The 20,466-nt window shown below is 55.5% G+C and carries 20 protein-coding genes; 13 read left to right on the top strand and 7 right to left on the bottom strand.

What is annotated here, in order from left to right; translation table 11 throughout:
* The first annotated feature begins 257 nt into the window (after positions 1 to 257).
* Positions 258 to 1,235, top strand: a complete 978-nt coding sequence (locus ACMYSP_RS00365; RefSeq protein WP_434584880.1) for a DUF1852 domain-containing protein — start codon at positions 258 to 260, stop codon at positions 1,233 to 1,235.
* A gap of 26 nt (positions 1,236 to 1,261) precedes the next feature.
* Positions 1,262 to 2,293 carry a methionine synthase gene (locus ACMYSP_RS00360; protein WP_434584879.1) on the top strand — a complete coding sequence of 344 codons (1,032 nt, stop codon included), beginning with the start codon at positions 1,262 to 1,264 and terminating at the stop codon, positions 2,291 to 2,293.
* A 66-nt stretch (positions 2,294 to 2,359) separates the two neighbouring features.
* On the opposite strand, the gene ACMYSP_RS00355 is transcribed toward ACMYSP_RS00360, so the two are convergent.
* From ACMYSP_RS00355 to ACMYSP_RS00345, 3 genes are all read right to left on the bottom strand, one after another.
* Positions 2,360 to 2,755 (bottom strand): DUF1360 domain-containing protein, encoded by a 396-nt coding sequence (locus tag ACMYSP_RS00355; RefSeq protein ID WP_434584877.1) that lies wholly within the window; start codon positions 2,753 to 2,755, stop codon positions 2,360 to 2,362.
* 146 nt (positions 2,756 to 2,901) lie between these two features.
* Positions 2,902 to 3,294, bottom strand: a complete 393-nt coding sequence (locus ACMYSP_RS00350) for an Rrf2 family transcriptional regulator (protein ID WP_434584876.1) — start codon at positions 3,292 to 3,294, stop codon at positions 2,902 to 2,904.
* A 198-nt stretch (positions 3,295 to 3,492) separates the two neighbouring features.
* Positions 3,493 to 4,344: a Vmh family MBL fold metallo-hydrolase gene (locus ACMYSP_RS00345; RefSeq protein WP_434584875.1), complete on the bottom strand. Its 852-nt coding sequence runs from the start codon at positions 4,342 to 4,344 to the stop codon at positions 3,493 to 3,495.
* A gap of 113 nt (positions 4,345 to 4,457) precedes the next feature.
* Between ACMYSP_RS00345 and ACMYSP_RS00340 the strand changes: the two genes are divergently transcribed.
* The 8 genes from ACMYSP_RS00340 to ACMYSP_RS00305 all read left to right on the top strand — a co-directional run bounded on the left by ACMYSP_RS00340 (position 4,458) and on the right by ACMYSP_RS00305 (position 11,776).
* Complete coding sequence (locus ACMYSP_RS00340; protein WP_154143800.1) at positions 4,458 to 5,342, top strand: LysR family transcriptional regulator; 885 nt, start codon at positions 4,458 to 4,460, stop codon at positions 5,340 to 5,342.
* A 236-nt stretch (positions 5,343 to 5,578) separates the two neighbouring features.
* Positions 5,579 to 6,361, top strand: coding sequence for an SDR family oxidoreductase (locus ACMYSP_RS00335; protein WP_434584873.1), 783 nt, complete (start codon positions 5,579 to 5,581; stop codon positions 6,359 to 6,361).
* Positions 6,358 to 6,735: a nuclear transport factor 2 family protein gene (locus ACMYSP_RS00330; RefSeq protein WP_434584872.1), complete on the top strand. Its 378-nt coding sequence runs from the start codon at positions 6,358 to 6,360 to the stop codon at positions 6,733 to 6,735. The genes ACMYSP_RS00335 and ACMYSP_RS00330 overlap by 4 nt, the downstream gene beginning before the upstream one ends.
* Positions 6,736 to 6,746: 11 nt before the next feature.
* Positions 6,747 to 7,643, top strand: a complete 897-nt coding sequence (locus ACMYSP_RS00325) for a fumarylacetoacetate hydrolase family protein (protein WP_434584871.1) — start codon at positions 6,747 to 6,749, stop codon at positions 7,641 to 7,643.
* Positions 7,640 to 8,872 carry a DUF3500 domain-containing protein gene (locus ACMYSP_RS00320; protein WP_434584870.1) on the top strand — a complete coding sequence of 411 codons (1,233 nt, stop codon included), beginning with the start codon at positions 7,640 to 7,642 and terminating at the stop codon, positions 8,870 to 8,872. Before ACMYSP_RS00325 ends, ACMYSP_RS00320 begins: the two co-directional genes overlap by 4 nt.
* A gap of 315 nt (positions 8,873 to 9,187) precedes the next feature.
* Positions 9,188 to 10,366 carry a hypothetical protein gene (locus ACMYSP_RS00315; RefSeq protein ID WP_434584869.1) on the top strand — a complete coding sequence of 393 codons (1,179 nt, stop codon included), beginning with the start codon at positions 9,188 to 9,190 and terminating at the stop codon, positions 10,364 to 10,366.
* 48 nt (positions 10,367 to 10,414) lie between these two features.
* On the top strand, positions 10,415 to 10,795 hold the full coding sequence (locus ACMYSP_RS00310) for a RidA family protein (protein WP_434584867.1): 381 nt from the start codon (positions 10,415 to 10,417) through the stop codon (positions 10,793 to 10,795).
* A gap of 135 nt (positions 10,796 to 10,930) precedes the next feature.
* A complete protein-coding gene (locus ACMYSP_RS00305) occupies positions 10,931 to 11,776 on the top strand; it encodes a DUF2218 domain-containing protein (protein ID WP_434584865.1) in 846 nt (281 codons plus the stop codon).
* Between the two features lie 450 nt (positions 11,777 to 12,226).
* Here the strand turns inward: ACMYSP_RS00305 and ACMYSP_RS00300 are convergent, their stop codons facing one another.
* From ACMYSP_RS00300 to hpaD, 4 genes are all read right to left on the bottom strand, one after another.
* Positions 12,227 to 13,273 (bottom strand): amidohydrolase family protein, encoded by a 1,047-nt coding sequence (locus ACMYSP_RS00300; protein ID WP_434584864.1) that lies wholly within the window; start codon positions 13,271 to 13,273, stop codon positions 12,227 to 12,229.
* 41 nt (positions 13,274 to 13,314) lie between these two features.
* A complete protein-coding gene (locus tag ACMYSP_RS00295) occupies positions 13,315 to 14,604 on the bottom strand; it encodes an FAD-dependent monooxygenase (protein WP_434584863.1) in 1,290 nt (429 codons plus the stop codon).
* A gap of 64 nt (positions 14,605 to 14,668) precedes the next feature.
* A complete protein-coding gene (locus ACMYSP_RS00290) occupies positions 14,669 to 15,910 on the bottom strand; it encodes an MFS transporter (RefSeq protein WP_434584862.1) in 1,242 nt (413 codons plus the stop codon).
* An 88-nt stretch (positions 15,911 to 15,998) separates the two neighbouring features.
* Positions 15,999 to 17,012 carry a 3,4-dihydroxyphenylacetate 2,3-dioxygenase gene (hpaD, locus tag ACMYSP_RS00285; protein ID WP_434584861.1) on the bottom strand — a complete coding sequence of 338 codons (1,014 nt, stop codon included), beginning with the start codon at positions 17,010 to 17,012 and terminating at the stop codon, positions 15,999 to 16,001.
* A 340-nt stretch (positions 17,013 to 17,352) separates the two neighbouring features.
* Between hpaD and ACMYSP_RS00280 the strand changes: the two genes are divergently transcribed.
* From ACMYSP_RS00280 to ACMYSP_RS00270, 3 genes are all read left to right on the top strand, one after another.
* The gene (locus tag ACMYSP_RS00280) at positions 17,353 to 17,784 is read left to right on the top strand and encodes an OsmC family protein (RefSeq protein WP_434584860.1); all 432 of its coding nucleotides are present in this window, start codon (positions 17,353 to 17,355) and stop codon (positions 17,782 to 17,784) included.
* Between the two features lie 147 nt (positions 17,785 to 17,931).
* Entirely contained in the window at positions 17,932 to 18,798 is an 867-nt protein-coding gene (locus tag ACMYSP_RS00275; RefSeq protein WP_434584859.1) for an oxygenase MpaB family protein, read from the top strand.
* A gap of 573 nt (positions 18,799 to 19,371) precedes the next feature.
* Positions 19,372 to 20,289, top strand: a complete 918-nt coding sequence (locus tag ACMYSP_RS00270) for a bestrophin family protein (protein WP_434584858.1) — start codon at positions 19,372 to 19,374, stop codon at positions 20,287 to 20,289.
* Positions 20,290 to 20,466: the final 177 nt, after the last annotated feature.

The raw sequence follows: 20,466 nt of genomic DNA, 5'->3' as shown, positions 1-20,466 counted from the left end.
TTCAGGTTAATTCTCTTAGCCCCTCCGTTTGCGCAACCATCTGCTTTCCGGGTTAATCCCCGACCATGAAAATGGCTCATGTTGTGATGAAATTAAGTCGCTTTCTCTGCTCTAAGGGCTCTGGCATAAAATATAACTCATCAACGGTAGCCAAAATGAAAGCCCCTAAATGGGAAAGCCCGCAGATAATAAGTGGTTATTCCCGTTGTTCAAGCAATAACTTCAGCTTTCATCGCAGAACGCAGGTACAAGACATCATGAGCAAAGACTTCAGCTTCACCATTAAAAGCAGTTGTTTCGATGAGAATTATAACCCTTCGGACAATACGCGTATTACCACTAACTTCGCCAATTTGGCCCGGGGAGAGAATCGTCAGGAGAACCTGCGTAACACCCTGGTGATGATGAACAATCGTTTTAATACCCTGGCGTACTGGGATAATCTTAAAGGCGACCGTTATTCTGTTGAGCTGGAAATCATCTCGGTTGATATGAGCGTTGAAGCGCAGGGCGATGCGTTCCCGGTCATTGAAATACTGAAAACCAATATTATTGATAAAAAAACCAACGAACGTATTGAAGGCATCGTCGGCAATAATTTCTCGTCTTATGTCCGTGACTATGACTTCAGCGTGTTGCTGCTGGAACACAATAAAAACAAGCCTGAGTTTAGTATTCCTGAAAACTTTGGCGAGCTACACGGCAATATCTTCAAGCATTTTGTCAATTCAAATGAATACCGCCAGCAGTTCAGCAAAGCGCCGGTGATCTGCCTGAGCGTGTCCAGCAAAGATATCTATCATCGCACCGGGAATCAGCATCCGGTACTGGGAGATGAATATCAGCAGCAGGACTCTTCGCTGACTGAGCAGTATTTTAAGAAAATGGGCTTGCAGGTTCGTTATTTCATGCCGAAAAATAGCGTTGCGCCGTTGGCATTCTATTTCGCCGGTGATTTACTGAGTGATTACACCAGTCTGGAACTGATCGGTACCATCAGTACCATGGAGACCTTCCAGAAAATTTACCGTCCGGAAATTTACAATGCCAACACCGCCGCCGGGCAATACTATCAGCCAAACCTGAGTAACCAGGATCATTCGTTAACCAAAATTGTTTACGACCGCGAAGAGCGGAGTCACCTGGCGATTGAGCAGGGCAAGTTTACGGAACAGAACTTCATCCAGCCCTATAAAAAAATTCTTGAACAATGGTCCGCTAGCTGCGCGCTGTAATTAACAAAATAACAAGGCTCTCTATTATGAAAATATTATTACCAACGTCAACAGCGGGCAGTTTACCGAAACCTTCGTGGCTTGCGCAGCCCGAGACTCTGTGGTCGCCGTGGAAATTGCAGGATGAGATCTTAGTTGAGGGGAAACAGGACGCCCTGCGTTTGGCGCTGCAGGAACAACAGCTGGCGGGTATTGATATCGTCAGCGATGGCGAGCAAACGCGCCAGCATTTTGTCACCACCTTTATTGAACACCTTGATGGCGTGGATTTTGAGAACCGTCAGGTGGTTAAAATCCGTAACCGCTATGAGGCCAGCGTACCGAGCGTGGTGGGTGAAGTTGCCCGTAAAAAGCCGGTATTTGTCGACGACGCGCGCTATTTACGTCAGCTCACCGACCAGCCGATTAAATGGGCCTTGCCGGGGCCGATGACGATGATCGATACGCTGTATGATAACCACTATAAAAGCCGCGAAAAACTGGCATGGGAATTTGCGAAGATCCTCAATCAGGAAGCCAAAGAGTTAGAAGCGGCCGGGGTGGATATTATCCAGTTTGATGAGCCAGCATTTAATGTGTTTTTCGATGAGGTTAATGACTGGGGTATCGCCGCGCTGGAAAGAGCGGTCGAAGGGCTGAAATGTGAAACCGCGGTGCATATCTGCTACGGATACGGCATTAAGGCTAACACCGACTGGAAAAAGACGCTGGGTTCAGAGTGGCGGCAATATGAAGAAGCGTTCCCGAAACTGCAAACCTCAAAAATCGATATTATCTCGCTGGAGTGCCATAACTCGCGGGTGCCGATGGATCTGCTGGAGCTGATTCGCGGTAAAAAAGTGATGGTCGGGGCAATTGACGTGGCAACCAACGCCATTGAAACGCCGGAAGAAGTGGCCAACACTCTGCGCAAAGCATTGCAGTTTGTTGATGCCGACAAACTCTATCCGTCAACCAACTGTGGCATGGCGCCGCTATCGCGTCAGGTCGCCAGAGGCAAGCTGCAGGCGTTAAGCGCCGGCGCCGAGATAATCCGCAAGGAACTGTTGGCGAAATAATCCCGAATAACGTTGACCTGCAAGGTTAAGCTATCCGAAGAAGGCGATCTCAACGATCGCCTTTTTTTATTTTTGACTGTTTTTGTTCATCATCTCTTTAAGCTCACTCTCTTTCATCTTTTTGTCCATGACATAAATAAAAGAGCGGAACATAAAACCGCTGACGAATGTGGCGAGGGTGATGGTGAAAAACAGAGTAATAACGAGGTCAATATAAATATTACCACTGCTGATAATCAGCGGGCGATAAATGAGAACCCCGGCAAGGACTACCCAGTGACTCATGCAATAAAAACAGTGGAACAGATAGCCGGTCATATGGCCGATTTTATTGGCAAAATTACGCAGCGGAACAAAAAGTTCGGTCTGGGTGATGGTAAATGAAATGCTGGCAGCAGCAACGCTGAGCACGATGCAGGACCATAACGCCTGAAGGGTAGATGGATCAATAATCTGTTGCACAATAACTCCTGATAGTGTGAGTAACTCATGTAACAACAAAAGGTACGATCTAAATCAGACAAAATCAACACGACGCTCTGGGCATCGTGAAAACGAAAGCACATATCGATAAATGTCGGGTGGGGAAACGCTGGTGAATAACGCGCTTAGCGATTGTTTTCTTTAAACTTATCGCAAAGGAAGCTGAGTGTTATTTCATTCAGGCGGTTCATGAGCAGTAATTCTGCCTGGTTTAAGGCGTCGTCCAGTTCTGCATTAACGGTATTTTCAATCAGACAATGGGGGTTATCCCGGCTAATTCCAAGGTTATAAAGATGGGTAATCCCCAGGGCTTTATAAATATCCAGCAGGGTGACCTGGTGCGGGTCGCAACTTAATGACCAGCCGCCGTTATGCCCTTTTTCAGAACGTACATAACCGGCTTCGCGCAGCCCGGCCATAGTCCTGCGCACCAGAACGGCATTGGTATCCAGCATGTCAGCCAGCTGTTGCGAGGTATAGTTTGCGGAGTCACAGGCCAGATGAACCAGTATGTGCAAAACGCGTGATAACCGTGTGTCGCTTCTCAAGTTTCCTCCGACGGGCGGTGTGCGGTGGCCGTCTGTACTCGACAGCCACCTGAAGCCTGGCATCATAACGCAACCCGGCAGGATACTGAACTGCCTGATGAACGATCCTCATGATGCTCGTCGCCGGTGCAGAATGACGGCGCGATTGCCCCGTCAGCCTGGGGCCTGTTACCACTTCATCTCGCCGGTATTCACCTTCGCGCTCAGCTCCAGCGAACTCTCTTCCGCCAGCCCAGGCCAGCGCTGTTTCATTTCGCCGATCACGCCAGCGGAATCGTGATGCGTCTTCAATGCCTGCTCAAACTGCTGCAGATAGTCGTGGGTGAAGGTAATCGCGCGGTCACCGGCCGGTAGTGGACCGAGGTAGTGGCCCGGGATCACCCGCTGCGGATGCAGAGCGGCCATATCGTTGAGGGTTTGACGCCATTGCTGGCGGCTTTCTGCGCTTTGGGTATCTGCGGTCCACACGTGCATCCCCCAGGCAACGCCGGTTCCCCCGAGGAGGGTCTTGTTGCCCGGGATCCAGACGAAAGCAGCATAGTGCTGCGGCTGGCGGAGCTCCACTTTTTCGCCGTCAATGGTGAAGGTGGTGGCGTCGATCACCTGCGGGGTGTACAGCTGCTTCGGCGCGCCATCTTTCATCTGCGGACCCCACCAGGCGAGCTTCGCCGCTTTGGTGGCGTTAATATGGTTCACCACTTCGGCGGTGGCGACTACTTTCGCCTGCGGGAAGGCCTTCACCAGCGGCTCCAGACCAAAATAAAAATCCGGGTCACCGGACGTTATCACGATACGGGTCAACGGTTTGCCGTTGCTGCGGATCATCTCGACCAGTTTTTCACCGTCCTTCACGCTAAATTGCGCATCAAACAGCACCGCTTCATGGGGGCCAGAGACCAGCGTCGAGTTAACGGCGAAAATCCCTTTATCCTGCGGGTTGTAGGTCTCGAGGGTTAAGGGCGCGGCAAACGCGGCGCTGCTGAACAGGGCGGTGGCAATAGCAAGGGCAGATAATTTCATGGTGGTTTTCTCAGTATCAGGTGAATGACGCTATTTTACGGATTTCCTGATTTGCGAAAATTCCTGAAAAAAGAGATGCTGAGTTTCATAAATCGTGCAGATGGAAGTGTCAGATGGACAGAATTATCGCCGCGCAGGTCTACATGCGGATCTGCGAACTGGGTAGCCTGAGCGCCGCCGCCCGCGCGCTGGGCATGTCGCGGCCTATGGTCAGCCGCTATCTGGAACAGATGGAGCACTGGGCGGGGACCCGGCTGATCCACCGTTCAACCCGTAAACTGACGTTAACCGCCGCCGGTGAGAAAGTGCTGCAAAAAACCCGCAGCCTGACCCAGCTTTCGGACGAAATTGCCGGTCAAACCGAACGGGCGGTGCCCAGCGGGACGCTGCGTGTTGCCTGCGCTCACTTTACGGCAATGCAGCTGATTTCGCCGCTGTTGCCAGATTTTCTCGCCCGTTACCCGCAGCTTCGCCTGGAGCTTGATATCAATAACCATCCGGTGAGCCTGATTGGCGAGCGTATTGACGTGGCCATTCGCATTACCGACAACCCGGAGCCTGGCGCCATTGCTCGCCGTCTCGGAGTCTGTCGCTCGGTCCTGTGTGCCTCCCCGCGCTGGCTACAGCTGCACGGACAGCCGCAGACTCTGGCAGAGTTGAGCCAGCACAACTGCCTGCATTACAGCCATTTTGCCGCCCCGCAGTGGCAGTTTACCGACCCCGAGGGGGAGGCGGTGTCGGTGGCGGTCTCCGGTAATCTCAGCGCCGGGATCTCTTCATTACTGCTGGACGCGGCGGTGGCCGGATGCGGCATTGCGATGCTGCCGGTACTGGAGGCGCAGCGCGCCCTGAACAGCGGGGCGCTCAAGCCGGTACTGCCCGCCTGGACCCCGAAAGCGCTGAGCGTCTACGGCATTTACCTTTCCCGGGATTACCAGCCCAGCGCGCTGCCGCTGTTCCTCGATGAGATCCAGCAGCAGCTGGCGCAAATCAGTTAACCACAGCTTCTCCCTCACCCCGAACCTGATAATACCCTGCGGACCCCACATCATGCGGTCTGCAGGCCGGTTCCTGTCCGCAATCTGGTGTAACGGGTATTTTCTGTACGGTTCTCTTTCGTGAGCCATCTCCGACTTTCATTCTAATCCTCCCGGCAAATCTAGACATATCGCAATTTGAGATATATCAATATATGTACATTATTTTACCAATGATTAACATTCAGGAGCGGAGAATGGATCTGGGGATTGCCGGCAGGCTGGCGTTTGTCTGCGCATCATCACAGGGGTTGGGGCTTGCCTGTGCGACGGCGCTGGCGGCGGAAGGGGTAAACGTCGTTCTTAACGGGCGTCATGAAGAGAAACTGGCGCGCGCGGCGGCGGCGCTGTGCGCGCGTTTTCCGCAAATCGCGGTAACGACGATCGTCGCCGACCTGACGCAGCAGGAAGGCAGGGCAGCGATCCTTGCGGCTTACCCGCAGATTGACATTCTGGTCACCAACAACGCCGGGCCGCTGCCCGGGGCGCTCACCGACTGGCATGAAGAGGCGCTGCTGTCGGCGATGGCGGCCAATTTCATTCCAGCGGTGCAGCTGATCCGGGCCTGGCTGCCGGGAATGCAGCAGCGGCGCTTCGGACGGATCGTCAATATCACCTCGGCCATGGTTAAGGCACCGCACTACATGATGGGGCTTTCCACCTCGGCACGCACCGCGCTGACGGCGATCTGTAAAGCGATTAGTCGTGAGGTGGTCGCCGACAACGTGACCATTAATAACCTGCTGCCGGAGCGTATCGATACGCCACGCCAGGCATTTATGCTGGAGCGGCTGATGGCCAAAGAGGGCATTAGCCTGGAAGAGGCGCGCCGCCGTAATGAAGCCACCATCGCCGCCGGTCGTTTCGGTCGCCCGGACGAGTTTGCTGCCGCCTGCGCCTTTTTGTGTAGCCATCAGGCCTCCTACATTTCCGGGCAAAACCTGCAGCTCGACGGCGGATCCTACGAGGGGCTGCTATGAACGCCGATATCCAGGCGTTGCTGGCGCTGGAGACGGAACGCCAGCGGGCATTGGTTGCCGGCGATCGTGAACGTCTCGCACCGCTGCTGGCTGACGATCTGTTGCATATTCACAGCACCGGGATGGCGCACAGTAAAGACGCTTTCCTCGAACATGTGGCCAGAATGGGTGGTTTTGTCGCTATTGAGCGGCCAACGCCGGAGATCCGGCTGCTGGGCGATATTGCCATTATCAGCGGTGAAACCTGCAATATCGTGCGTTCGTTGAGCGATGGCACCGAACGGGTTCGCCACGGTTTTTCCACGCTGGTGCTGCGTCGTACCCCGCAGGGCTGGCAGATTGTGCTGTCACAAATGACGCCCTTTGCGGCATAAAAAGGAGTGATATGAAGCTCGTGCGCTATACCCACCAGGGGCGAACTCGTCTCGGAAAAGTTGTCGGTTCCACGGTTGTCGATCTGTCCGAAGTTGCCGGTATCGAGCATTCGATGCGCCAGTTGCTCAACGATCTGCCGGCGCTCCGCGCACGGCTCGAACAGGCGAGCGGCCCGGCGGTGGCGCTGGAGGATGTCCACCTCGAAGCGCCAATTATCGATCCGCAAAAATTTCTCGGCATCGGCATGAACTACCGCAAGCATGCTGAGGAGGCGCGGCAGGCGGGCATTGCTATCCCGTCGTCGCAGCTGTGGTTTAACAAGCAGGTGTCCTGCATCAACGGCCCCTTCGACCCGGTGGTGAAGCCGCGGCTAAGCGAGCAGATGGATTATGAAATCGAACTTGGTGTCGTTATCGGTCGGCGCTGTCGCCACGTCCGCGCCAGTGAGGCGCAGGGGGTGATTGCCGGCTACCTGATCGTCAACGATCTCTCTGCCCGGGACTGGCTGAAAAAATCGCCGACCTTCACGCTGGGGAAATCCTTTGATACGCACGGCCCGCTGGGCCCGTGGCTGACCACCGCCGATGAGATCGCCGACCCGATGGCGCTGAACATGACGCTGACGGTGAACGGTGAATGCCGCCAGCAGGCCACCACTGGAGATATGATTTACGATATCTATCAACAAATTGAATATCTTTCCTCGGTGATGACGCTGGAGCCGGGTGACGTGCTTGCCACCGGAACGCCTTCCGGTATTGGCGCGCCGTGCGGCTGTTTTTTGCAGCCGGGAGATGTGATGCAGCTGACCATCGATGGCCTGGGGTCAATGAGCCATCGCGTTGTCGCCGACGATAGCGCCGACGATAGCGCTGGCGATGACGTCGCGGCAGGAGGGGCAAGATGAGTCGACACCCGTTTCGCGACTATCTTCTGCCCGCCGACGCGCCACGGATCCTGGCGGCCCGCAATGTCGACGTTGCCACCTACGGCGCAAGAATGCTGGCGACGGACAAAGCCCGCGACCTGCAGGCCCAGTGGCAGGCGAAACTGAATGAGACGTTTCGCGGGATCACCACTGACGGGGCAGTTCGCGAGGGATTGTTCCCGTTAGCGGATGAAGGTTTTGCCGTGGAAGATGCTGTTGCCGCCGCCACATTGCTGCTGGAGACACTGGATGCTAGCGCCCGGCAGCGCGTCTGTCAGCCCATTGACGCCCCGCAGTGGAGAGCGTGGTACAACCCGGAAATTCCGTTCAATGACTATGGCGTGCGCCTCGAAGATACCGGCCCGGCGACGCGCGAGGCGTTTCTCGGACTGCTGGGAGCCTGTACCAGCGACAGTGGGTTTAGCAAAGTCACCCGGCTGATGGATGCCAACCATTTTCTCGGCGAGCTGTACGATCTTAACAACATCATGAATCGCTGGAGCTTTCACTTCATGCTGTTTGGCGAACCTTCCGTCTATAAGCCCTGGGGCTGGAATATATACGGCCACCACGTCGCCTTTTGCTGCTTTATCATCGGACGTCAGTTGACCATTGCTCCGACCTTTATGGGCGTGGAACCCAACGTTATCGACCGCGGCGATGACAGCGACGGGGCGTTGTTTACCGAAGAGGAACGCTGCGGCCTGCAATTAATGCAGGCACTGACGCCAGACCAGCAGGCACGGGCGACCATTTTCCAGCACATGGAAGACCCGGCGATGCCGGCGGAACGCTTTAATTTTGCCGACCAGCGTCATCTTGGCGGCGCATTCCAGGATAACCGCATTATTCCCTATGAAGGGATTTGCGCGGCGGAATTTACCCCATCACAGCGGGCGCTGTTAATGGCGACGGTGGCCTGTTTCCTGGATTTTCTACCCGATGCCCCTGCAGAGCACCGGCTGGCCTTAATCGAGCAGCACCTGGCGGACACCTGGTGGTGCTGGATCGGCGGCTGCGGCGATGACGACGTTTTTTATTACCGCATCCAGAGTCCGGTGGTGATGCTGGAGTTCGACCACCATAGCGGCATGTGGCTGACCAACGAACAGCCGGCGCGTTTTCATATCCATACGATCACACGTATTCCTAATGGTAATGATTATGGCAAAGCATTATTGAAACAGATTCCGCCCTCGTCCATATAACGTAAAGTATGACGGGTATAGTTTATTTCAGTCAATATCACCTGTCGCCGTGACGTTTATTCACGGCGCGGGTGGGCGCACTGACGCGCCACTCACTAAGCGGTAATAAGCGGTAAATAAAAATATCTCTGTCCCCTGTAATGAGGTTATCTGGCAATGGAATTAAACGGTTCATTCAGAGTCCCGACGCGGGCGTTATTTCCGTTGGCGTTATTATGCAGTAGCGCTTACGCTAACACCGCCCCCATCGGCAATGATTCTGATTCATTCAACGACTGGCTCGCGCAAGGTAATATCTATGGCGAAGTCAAAACCATGCAATTTTTTAAGGAGTATAGTGGCACCGTCGCCGACAAACAAACCCACGCCTTCGGTGGTGATATTCAATATGTCAGCCCCGAGTTTTATGGTTTTAGTTTTGGCGTCGCGGAATATGGTTCATGGAACCTGGGGTTGAATCCCGATAATAGTGAAAAAACTGAAGGCTATTTGCCAGCGGATAATATTAATGTGCTGGGTAAAGCCTATTTACGCTACCGCGGATATGGTTTTAATCTGCAGGGCGGGCGCATCGCCCTGGATACGCCTTTTGCCAACGGCGGTGAAGGCCGGACGATGATCCCGGCATTGTATGAAGGCTTTGGCGGCGATTACAGCTTGTTGGATAAGCAGCAGCTGAAGCTGTATGGCTACCGGATATATCGCTTCAAGCCCTTTAGTTCCGATACCTTTGGCAAAGGCGATACCGGCGCGCCTGAAGTCGATGACACCACCATCCCGTCGGTGGACAGCGATGGTTTTTCCACCTTCGGGCTGCGTTATGGTCATCTGTATGATGCTCAGGCCGAAGCCTGGTATTATCATTTCGATAAGCGGGCGCAGATGGCGTTCGCCGGGACGGAACTGCCGGTACGTGGCTTGAGCATCGGCGACTGGACGCCGTTTTTCGGTGCGCAGTATCTGCATGAATGGGATGCCTCCGATCAATCCTGGCCGTATAAAAACATTGATACCGACCTCTATTCCGCGCGCATCGGTATTCGTTCACGACAGCACAGTTTCTCGATAATTGCGACTCATGTGCCCAGCAAAGATGACGCCTTTTTAAATGGTGCCTATTTTGCGCCGTATAATTTCGGTATTTATGACACCACGCCCATCGAGGCCGGGCAGCCATTGGCATCGATGATCACCAGTAATCAGCCCGGCGATGGGTTGGCACTGCGCTATGTTTATCATAATCAAAATGCGCTGGCGGTTATCGGCTATACGCGGCTGGATTTAAAAGACTCCAGCGGTATTTATTATCCGATTGCCGCCAAGGACATTAATGCCGGATTTATGATTTTAGGCTATAACCTGACGCCGCGTTTACATGCCGAGTTTGAATTTGATTATATTGACTCACCGTCGCCGGTTACCGGTGATTATCATGCCGAACGTCTGCGCCTGGTCTATAAATTCGGGGCGATGATGCCGGATAACGATTATTAATTGTCAACAGGATCTGCCGGTGCGGCAGATCCTGACAGGAGAATAAACATGAGTGACCGAACCAGTATTTATAGCCAGGGCTTTGTGCACAGTAATCCCGTGCCGGCGGCCTGTCGGATTGGCAATATGGTGTTTTCCGGCGTGATTTATGGCCGCGATCCGCAAAGCCGGGTCGTCCCGGACGATATCGATGCCCAGTGCGCGTTGATGTTCGCTAATCTCAAAACCGTGATTGAGGACGCCGGCGGCTCGTTGGACAATATCGCCCGGCTGACGCTATGGATGGCGGATAAAAGCGAGCGGGAGCGGGTTAACCCGCATTGGCTACGCTATTTTCCTGATCCGGCATCGCGCCCGGCCCGCTACGCCATTGATGCTGTACTCAGCGGCAACATTCGCGTGCAGTGCGATTTTATTGCCGTACTTTAACCACCTTATCACTGACATTTTCTCCGCAGGACCCACTCTTATTCCGTACGCGAACAAAATTCAGACCGGCATCATCGCTTTACGATATATTTAAAGTTTAGTTATGTTGCAGTGGATGAAAAAATGGAGTCGACGATGGAACAAACACAACGCTCCGGAAAAAAGTCCGCCGATACCAAAACCTCGGCTGTCCCGCAGAATGCGGGGCAGACCGGGCGTCGTGGGCGGGTATTCGATTACGGTGAGCTACGCGTGCTGCTCCTGGCGATGCTGTCTGAACAGCCGAGCCATGGGTATGAACTCATTCATGATATTAAAGAACGTTTCGGCGGGTTGTATAAACCAAGCCCTGGCGTTATCTATCCGACTCTGACCTGGTTGTACGACCGTAACTATGCGGTGATCGACCTGGAAAAGGGCGGTCGCAAACGCTACAGCATCACCGATGAAGGGCAGGCCTGGCTGACCGCCAATCAGTCGGTGATGGATATGCTTAAGTCGCGGGTGGCGCCGCAGGCCAGCCGCGAATCACCGCCGGCGATGGTTGAAGCGATGGATCATCTGAAGCGGGCGCTGAGCCTGCGGATTAAGTATGAGCCGCTGCCTGCCGGGATGATTGACAGCCTGGCGCAGGCTATTCATCTGGCCGCCGAGCGGATTGAGCATCTGCTCACTACCCCGGTACCTGCTGAGGGGCTGCATTCGAGTATTGCCCATATCACGACGCCAAATGCGCCGCGCTTTATGCGCCGACTGTGCAGCCATTTTCAGCACCGTACGCCGGTGGTCAGCGATGAGAACAGCGGGCAGTTTCGCCTGAGCATCGGCGATGTGCGGCTGGATGTGCTGGATAATGCACTGCAGATTACGCTGACCGCCTCGGAGACCGACGATCTCGCGGAGATGGAAACCATTCTGGAACGCCATCTGGCAGAGGCGGCGGTGCGTGAGGCCTTAGATATTCGCTGGCAGCGGAGCTGATGTTAGCGGTGTAGCCTGATCGTCGCGCACGTAAAAGGGTTCATATTGTTGATGAACCCTTTTTTTATGGTGTGGTGTAGGGACCGGTGGTTTGGTTGAAAATGGCGGGTCCAGGATGGTCTGTGGGGTATTCCGTTCACGATAAGTTCTGCGTCATTTCTCAATGTCGTTGTGGGTGAACGGCCTGGGGGGCGTTTCGCTCGCCCCCAGGACCCCCGGCATTGCGCTGAAAATTGCCGCTTCGCGGTGTGCTCCACTCCGGCTTCATCTGGCGGACCGGGCCGGACTCGACATCCCTGTCTCGACCAGCCCTCTGACGGCCGTCGTGGCCGTCAGTCCTGGATGCGCACCTGCGTTCCCGCCAATTTTCTTGATGCGCCTAACCCCCTTGCTGCCAGCCCGTTGTCGACAGAACCTTCTGCTGTAGCGAAGCAGATCTATGGTGAACGATTAGTCGAGATGGAACATCCGCGCCGCATTACCGCCGAGGATATTGGCTTTATCTTCCGCTGAAATATCCAGGCTCTGAATGGTATCTACCCCCTGGAAGAACCAGTCTTTACGGATCGGGTAGGAGCTACCATAGATAATATTTTTGCCGCCGATCACCTTCACTGCGGCTTCCAGCTGGGCTTTACCCCATTGCGGTGCGCCGGAAGTGTCAAAGAAGATATTGTTGCTTAACTGCGCGCGCAGATTGCCGGTCCCGGTCTGGAAACGATCCACCGCATCGTTGAACTGATGCTGCGGCGGCACCAGCATATCGGCGAAGGCGTAGAATGCGCCACCCAGCATGGAGTGGATAAAGCGCAGGTTCGGCAGCTCATCAAACATACCGCTGAACAGTTCGCGCCCGACGGCGGTGGCCTGGTCGATACAGCGGCCAAACTGGCGACGCTGGTTGGTGTACGGCAGCACGGAATTGTAGTCCACCGGCAGCGGCGTATGGTGAACCACCACCGGCACTTCCAGCGAGTTCAGGTAGCGCAGGTAAGGGCGGAATGCCGGATCGTCAAGGTAGATTTGCCCGTAGTGTGCGACAATCTGCGCCCCGCGAAAACCCAGTTCATTCAGGCAGCGATCTACTTCACGCAGGCAATCTTCGGTGCCCCATGGCGGAACCACTGCCAGCGCTGACATCTTGCCGCCGCTGCGTTTTACATACTCGGCCATCCGGTCGTTGACCTTTTTGCAGGTCTCAAGATCCAGCCACTCCTGCCACACCGGCAGACGGAAAATCGCATGGTCAATACCCGCTTTTTCCATGTCCGCCAGCTGGCTTTCAAGGGTGTACTGGCCTTCGGCGTAGTTAAGGTTCACGTAGCCTTTAGGCTGTTCGATGATCAGCTGGCGCAGCGGTTTGCCTTCAATCTGCTCAACCCGGGTGTGCACGCCGTACTGTTTCGGCACGCAGTCGAGAAACGCGTTCAGCAGTTTCTGGTCAGAAAACAGGTCGCCTGGCAGCCAGTGCATGTTGGCATCGATAATTTTACTCATCTGTACTTTCCTTTTGTTTTTGATATGACGTTGGGGTGTTGTTATTTCTGTTCTGTTGCAAAAACGGACTGATATTTTCCGGGCGCCGCGTTCTCTTTCTGTCCGGGGATCCGCATCCCGGCTTTGGCGTGATATTCGCTAAAAATCGCCAGTGCCTCTTCATGGGGGAAAATAGCTTCGATATCGTCAAACGGCTTACCGCCGCTGCGTTCCTCGACAATCCGGCGTACCACTTCCGGACCTTCGCCACGGGAAGCCAGCACCAGCCAGTTCACTTTTTCGCGGCGCTCTTGTTCGTAGGCCTGAAGGGCGGCGACCGGGTCGCTGATGGCGCTCAGTTTTTCCGCCAGCACCCGGGCGTCTACGAACGCCTGGCACACGCTGTTACCGCCGCGTGGATACATCGCATGGGCGGCATCGCCGAGCAGAGTGATCCGGCCAAACGACCACTGGGGGAGTGGGTCATGATCGATCAGCGGGAACAGGTAGCATTCACGGGCCTGGCGGATCATCTCGCTGACGTTGAGAAAACCGAGCTGGCAGTCGTCGAACACATGCTCAATCTCTTTCACGCCGGTTTGCTGGTTCCAGTCCTCTTCGCTTTGCGGTTTTTCCGCCTGCTCAATCACCCAGTTGACCAGTTGATTGCCCTGACCATCGACGTTGTCCTGAATGGGGTAGACGATCAGGGTGCCCTGACGGATCGGGTCGCCAATGTGCAAAATTGAACCACCGGTTTTGATTGGTGGCATCACCGTGACGCCGCGATACAGCGTCAGGCCGGAAAAGTGGCTGCGCTCGGATGCCGGCAGCAGCTGGCTGCGTACCACAGAACGAATGCCGTCGACGCCAATCACCACATCGGCGCGTACCTGTTGCGGCGCGGCGGGGTTGTGGCGGTTATCGAAGTTCACCGTCACGCCGTGATCGTCCTGGGTGAAATCCACACAGCGGCAACCGAGGGTAATGGCGTCGGGGCCCAGACGTTCTTGCACCGCACGGTAGAGCATCATCTGCAGATGACCGCGGTGAACAAAACGCTGGTCATGCTCATAACCCATATGGCGACCGCACTGTTCACCGAAAATCTGCTGACCGTAGCCGGTGTAGAAAATGGACTCCTGGGCCTCGACGGAGATCGCGCAAAACTCCTCGTAAAGCCCCAGCTCTGTTAACTCTTTCACCGCATAAGGTTTGATATCCACGCCAACGCCCAGCGGTTTAATTTCCGGTACGGCTTCAAATAAACGTGGGGTAAATCCCTGCTGGTGTAAGCGCAGGGCTGCAGCCAGCCCTGCCGGACCGGCACCAATAATGACGATATCCAACATAATGACTTCCTCAGTGTGTTTTATCGGCAGGCCTGATGGCCTGCCATCGTTAGTTCACAAACGGTTAGTTCACGGACGATTTGTTAATGCCTGCGCTTTCGGTGGCGCGATGTTCAACGGTGGATTTATGGTTCGGATCGCGTAGCCAGACGGGGATACCGACCAGGCACACCACTAATCCCCCCATTACCAGCAATGAAAGCGAGTGACCGGTATGGTTGTGCAGCGCATTGAAGAACAGCGGCGGGCCGAGAAAGACGCCGATTAATGTCAACTGCGTAATCAGCCCGCTGGTTGCGCCTATGCTGTCCCGCGAAGGGGCCACCACCGGAGCCAGCGCCCACATGCCCACCAGCAGCCCGCTGCCGAAGGTAAAGACCCACGACGCCACCAGCGAGGGCCACAGCCCCAACTGCAGGCTGAAGATCATCAGCGCCGGTAGCCCCGTGAGGACGATCCCCAGCGCGCCGATCAGCGTCGCCCGGACCCCGCGATTGAGCAGGGCGCCAACCATCAGGCAGCCGATACCGTTACAGACCATCGCCGCCACGTTCCAGCGCGATACCGCCAGTACATCCACGCCATAACTCTTCGCCAGCCATGGTGCGAGGGTGGTGATAACGCCCGTTTGCAAAAATGCATCAGCACCGAAGGAGATCCCCAGCAGCCACGGCAGCGGGCTTTTCAGAACATCGCGCAGGCCCCGGGTGCGGGAGAACATGACCTTTTCTTCCGCACTGCGTCGCGGCAGGCACAGTTGCGCCAGTACTACCAGCAGCAGCGTCAGTATCGAGTGGGCCAGGAACGCCGCCCGCCAGTCAGCAAAGTGCTCAGCCAGGCCGGCGGTCAGAAACGGCAGCAGGAAACTGGCGGGGACAAAAGTCGACCACAGCGCCATGGCCATCGTTCGCTGTTTGCCGGTGGTAATACGGATCAGCAACGTCACTGCGGCCACCGCCGTCAGGACGTAGCCGACGCCGGTAATTGCGCGGCAGATAAGCAACAGCTTGAAGGTGGGAGAGGCAACCACCAGCAGATCGCCGGTGACGATCGCCAGTGCACCAATCAGCAGTACAGCCCGGTCACCGAAACGGTCGACGGTGTAGCCCGCCAGCAACGCGCCGAGGGCGACCATTAAGGAAGGGAGTGACATGATAAGCCCCACCTGGCCGTGCCCGTTGATCTGAAACTCTCTGGCAATGGCGCCCAGTTCGGTTACCGCCTCGCTGACGGTCATTGCCGCCATCACGCCGAGGGCGTAGGTCACCAGAATTCTGAGGTAAGCATTTTGAAAAAATGTAGCCACAATCGTACTCCTGGATGCTGTTAAGTTTGCTCTCAGGCCGCGTGCGGCGCCGGGAGCGATGAGGTACAGCGTGTGACGATGTGCAAAATCAGGCGTCGTTGGCCATGGCCAGGAAGCGTTCCAGGTCCGGCGGCTCCACCCGCAGGCGCGGCGGCTGCGGGGTGACCCCAACGAAGGTGGTAGCTTCGGTAAACCACTTGTTCTGTGCCGGCAGCCCCCACTGGTCGGCCCGTTTCGGGTCGGCGAGATCCCAGCCGATCGCCGGTTCAGGATCGATATGCTGGTAGTGGGTGTTGAACAGCTCGATGCGATGGCCGTCGGGGTCGCGGAAATAGATAAACAGCGCGCCGCTGATCCCGTGGCGTCCTGGGCCGCGCTCCAGCTGCGGGGCATAACCCAGCGCGCCGGCCACATCACAGGCGCGGATCATGTCGTTGGTGTCCGGGATGGTGTAGGCAAAGTGGTGCAGACGCGGGCCGACGCCGTTGGTAAAGACGATGTCGTGCGGATTGCCTTTGCGCTGCATCCAGACGCCCCACAGCTGCGTTTCACCTTCCAGTTCGGACCAGGTGTATTCGCTGGTGCGAAATCCCAGGCGCTGATAGAAGTCGAAGGCGGTACGCACGTTGCTGGCCTGCAGCTGATAGTGGTCGAGCCGCTGAGCGCAGGCGCCGCGATAGCGATCGTACTGTTTGAACATCCGCTCCCGCGGCTCCATGCTGGCGCAAAATTCCAGCGGGACACCGATGCTGTCATTGACGTGCAGCGTTAATCCCTGCCAGGGCACATCCACCAGTCGGGCCTCGATGCCCTGGTCGTTGAAATAGGCCATTGCCCGCAGGATATCGTCATCGCTATGGACCCGCATGCCGATACGCGCGCAGCCCGGTTGCGTACTTTTACGCAGTACCAGACTGTGGTGACCGCGCTCTTCCAGGCCACGTAACCAGACGGTGGATGCATCTTCATCGCTGACGATCAGGCCAACCAGCTCGCTATAGAAATGTTTACTTGCCTCCAGGTCCCGTACGTTCAGAACCACATGGCTGGCCCGCGTCACGTTGAAGGGGGGCTGGCCGACGATCTCATTTATGTGCTGCATTGTAGGGTTCTCTCTTTCAGTCATCACTTCAGGTATCGGATACGTGGCGACTCTGCGGTCGCCTGTGCTGATCAAGACAATGCTCAATTGAGATATATCTTTTATTACGATATATCGCGTAATGAACTGATAGTAGATGAGCGGAAAAAATTCGCTATCTCGCAATGATGAAAATGTGATCTGTTGCGCGAATGTTAATCATTGTCATTAGTCTGTTAAAACCTGGCCCGCGGCGTGCGCTGAGTTAACGTTTTGTTTTAGAAGGAATTGTCTGAATCGGGACCCAGGTTCGCCCACGCCATCTATACTGAGGTTTCGACATCTCAACAGGAGCGAATAGATGGCAATCCATAAGAAAGGTCAGGCGCACTGGGAAGGGGATTTAAAAAACGGGAAAGGGACGGTATCGACCGAAAGCGGTGCGTTGCACCAGCAGCCTTACGGTTTTAATACCCGTTTTGAAGGGGTGAAGGGGACCAACCCCGAAGAGCTGATTGGCGCGGCGCATGCCGCCTGTTTCTCAATGGCGCTGTCGCTGATGCTGAGCGAAGTAGGGTATACGGCCACGTCGATCGACACGGTTGCCGTGGTGACCCTGGATAAATCCGGCGGTGGTTTTGCCATTACTCAGGTGGCGTTACAAAGCAAGATAGTCCTGCCGGGCGTTGATGCTGCAGCCTTTGATGGCATTATTCAGAAAGCGAAAGCCGGCTGCCCGGTATCGCAGGTGCTCAACGCCGAAATTAGCCTCGACTACCAGCTCAATCCTTGAGCCTCAGGTGCCCGTTTTCCGCGGGCACTCTCTTCACCGCGTTTCACAGAATATCTTCATTCGGGTTAAATTTCGGGCCAGTTTCGGGCCAGATAATGGTATCTTTTGCCGTCACGGACAGCATCAGGCATAGCATCAGGCAAAGCAATGACCCGCATACGAGAAACGATCGAAGCCCAGGTTCTGGGTCTTACCGGTATGGCATTAAAAGAGATTGATTTTGAGAAGCCGAAAGGGGAGCCGGGGCTGTTCGGTCCGTCCTCTGCCATCTGGCAGGTACACGGTGATTTCACGTCAATGCTGTGTGGCGGCATCAGCGCCTTGCTGTTACAGATGCTGCACCCGCTGGCGCTGGCCGGCGTCTGGGATCACTCCAACTTTCGTGACGATATCTTTGGCCGCCTGCGGCGCACCAGCCAGTTTATTTCTGCCACCACCTTTGGCACCACGCCTGACGCCGAGCGCCTGATTGCCAAAGTGCGCGGCATTCATCTGCGGGTCAGCGGCTGGGACAAAGACGGTACCGCGTATGAAGCCAGCGATCCGGCGCTGCTGACCTGGGTGCATGTGGCAGAGTGCAGCAGTTTTATGGCCTCGCACCTGCGCTATAAGCGCACCGTGGTCAGCGAGGCGCAGCAGACGCAATATTTTCATGAGGCGGCGGAAATAGCCCGTCGTCTGGGGGCGCGGGATATTCCGTTGACCCCGCGCCAGGTGGCGGAGTATCTGCAGGATATGCGCCCGTCGCTGCGCTGCGATGAACGCACGCGGGAAGTGGCAGAGGTATTGCTGAACACCCGATTACCCAGCCGCCTGAGCCAGCCGGTGGGGCAGTTGCTAATGCGTGCCGGGATAGACCTGCTGCCGCCCTGGGCGCAGGAGATGCTGTCGCTGCGCCAGCATCCTCTGCAGCGACACACCGCAAGGATGGCGGTGCATGGGGTGGCTAAAGTCTTGCGCGCGTCGGTGCGCAATGGGGCTTATCATTGCGCGATGCGCCGCATGAACAACTAATTTCCTTCATCCTGCAAGCTGTCTGGGTGTTGGCTGCACTCAGGCACCCCAGTCGCTAACCTGAGCAAGCTTCGGTGGATGATGAGGCTCAGGCTTCGGGCCAGCGCTTGCCACCTACAAGCAACTCGAATTATTTTGGGCATATAACGGAATATATTTATTGTCCACAGACGGTTATTTTCTGGCGTGGACCGTACCATTGTGATGCTATTTTTCCGGTGCCGTGCTTTATTTCGTTAGCATATATTTCGGGCGCCTGGGGAATAATATTCCAGGTGCCGCAGTGCGCGCTTGGTGTATTTTCTGCACCGGGTAAAAAATAGCCGTTCATTCCTGCCTGTCGCTAACACGGCGCCCGATGCCGCATGATAGCTGTTCCCACGTGCTGCTGGCGGAGGATTGCCTGAAAGTGAAAAAAGGACCATACTTGATTCGCCATTATTCCATCGCTGGTTTATGGTTATTCACCAACGCGCATGCAACGTGCAGTATGCCGGGTATCTGTCAATACAATAAGCCAATCGGTTAATAGCATCAGGCTATTACCAGAATCGGCATTCAGGAAGTTATCTCATGATCATCAGACCAGAACAACACTGGTTTCTTCGCCTGTTTGACTGGCATGGTTCCGTGCTGTCAAAAATCGTTTTTCGCCTGCTGCTTAATGTCCTGATGTCGATTACCGCCATCATCAGCTATCAGTGGTATGAACAACTGGGGATCCACCTGACCGTGGCGCCGTTTAGCTTGCTGGGGATTGCCATCGCCATTTTCCTCGGCTTTCGTAACAGCGCCGGCTACAACCGTTTTGTCGAAGCGCGTAATCTGTGGGGCACGGTCTTGATCGCCGAGCGCACCCTGATACGGCAGCTGAAAAACATCCTGCCGGCAGAGCATCAAACCCATCAGAAAATCGCCAGCTATCTGGTTGCCTTCGGCTGGAGCCTGAAACACCAGCTACGGAAAACCAATCCCCAGGCCGATCTCAACCGGCTGCTGCCCCCGGAGACGGTCGCGGAGATCCTCCGCAGCGCAATGCCGACTAACCGCATCCTGGTACTGGTGGGGCACGAGCTGGGCCAGTTGCGGGCCGCGGGTCAGGTGAGCGATATCACTTACGGCCTGATGGACAATAAGCTCGACGAGCTGGCCCATGTGCTCGGCGGTTGTGAGCGGTTGGCCGGTACGCCGGTGCCGTTTGCTTACACCCTGATTTTGCAACGTACCGTGTATCTGTTCTGCTCGTTGCTGCCGTTCGCCCTGGTGGGGGATCTGCACTACATGACCCCGTTTGTCTCGGTATTTATCTCGTATACCTTCCTGTCCTGGGATTCACTGGCGGAAGAGCTGGAAGATCCCTTTGGCACTGCGGCGAACGATTTACCGCTCAACGCCATATGTAACACCATTGAGCGTAACCTGCTGGATATGACCGACCAGGGGCCGCTGCCGGAGCCGCTGCGTCCCGACCGCTACTACAACCTGACCTGATCGTCTGCCGGGCGCGGCTGTTAAATAAGTTAAATCTAACGCGTGATAGATAACATTGATTATACAGTTCTGCGCCTGATTGTTATGCTTTCGTTAACAAAACGTCCGCCTGCGGTTATCGCGGCGGACGTATCGTTTTTACGTCGACCCGCCGTTCGACGGGCATTCAGGAGCAGA

The organism is Klebsiella sp. R390 (assembly GCF_051131745.1).
GTDB lineage: Bacteria > Pseudomonadota > Gammaproteobacteria > Enterobacterales > Enterobacteriaceae > Klebsiella.
Note: the sequence above shows the minus strand (reverse complement) of the source record. Positions and strands in the feature narration are given on the sequence as shown.

Bases quoted from the DNA above. Each gene is read 5' to 3' on its own strand.
- ACMYSP_RS00365 (WP_434584880.1), top strand. From the start codon at position 258: ATGAGCAAAGACTTCAGCTTCACCATTAAAAGCAGTTGTTTCGATGAG.
- ACMYSP_RS00360 (WP_434584879.1), top strand. From the start codon at position 1,262: ATGAAAATATTATTACCAACGTCAACAGCGGGCAGTTTACCGAAACCT.
- ACMYSP_RS00345 (WP_434584875.1), bottom strand. From the start codon at position 4,344: ATGAAATTATCTGCCCTTGCTATTGCCACCGCCCTGTTCAGCAGCGCC.
- ACMYSP_RS00340 (WP_154143800.1), top strand. From the start codon at position 4,458: ATGGACAGAATTATCGCCGCGCAGGTCTACATGCGGATCTGCGAACTG.
- ACMYSP_RS00335 (WP_434584873.1), top strand. From the start codon at position 5,579: ATGGATCTGGGGATTGCCGGCAGGCTGGCGTTTGTCTGCGCATCATCA.
- ACMYSP_RS00330 (WP_434584872.1), top strand. From the start codon at position 6,358: ATGAACGCCGATATCCAGGCGTTGCTGGCGCTGGAGACGGAACGCCAG.
- ACMYSP_RS00325 (WP_434584871.1), top strand. From the start codon at position 6,747: ATGAAGCTCGTGCGCTATACCCACCAGGGGCGAACTCGTCTCGGAAAA.
- ACMYSP_RS00320 (WP_434584870.1), top strand. From the start codon at position 7,640: ATGAGTCGACACCCGTTTCGCGACTATCTTCTGCCCGCCGACGCGCCA.
- ACMYSP_RS00315 (WP_434584869.1), top strand. From the start codon at position 9,188: ATGCAATTTTTTAAGGAGTATAGTGGCACCGTCGCCGACAAACAAACC.
- ACMYSP_RS00310 (WP_434584867.1), top strand. From the start codon at position 10,415: ATGAGTGACCGAACCAGTATTTATAGCCAGGGCTTTGTGCACAGTAAT.
- ACMYSP_RS00305 (WP_434584865.1), top strand. From the start codon at position 10,931: ATGGAACAAACACAACGCTCCGGAAAAAAGTCCGCCGATACCAAAACC.
- ACMYSP_RS00300 (WP_434584864.1), bottom strand. From the start codon at position 13,273: ATGAGTAAAATTATCGATGCCAACATGCACTGGCTGCCAGGCGACCTG.
- ACMYSP_RS00295 (WP_434584863.1), bottom strand. From the start codon at position 14,604: ATGTTGGATATCGTCATTATTGGTGCCGGTCCGGCAGGGCTGGCTGCA.
- hpaD (WP_434584861.1), bottom strand. From the start codon at position 17,012: ATGCAGCACATAAATGAGATCGTCGGCCAGCCCCCCTTCAACGTGACG.
- ACMYSP_RS00280 (WP_434584860.1), top strand. From the start codon at position 17,353: ATGGCAATCCATAAGAAAGGTCAGGCGCACTGGGAAGGGGATTTAAAA.
- ACMYSP_RS00275 (WP_434584859.1), top strand. From the start codon at position 17,932: ATGACCCGCATACGAGAAACGATCGAAGCCCAGGTTCTGGGTCTTACC.
- ACMYSP_RS00270 (WP_434584858.1), top strand. From the start codon at position 19,372: ATGATCATCAGACCAGAACAACACTGGTTTCTTCGCCTGTTTGACTGG.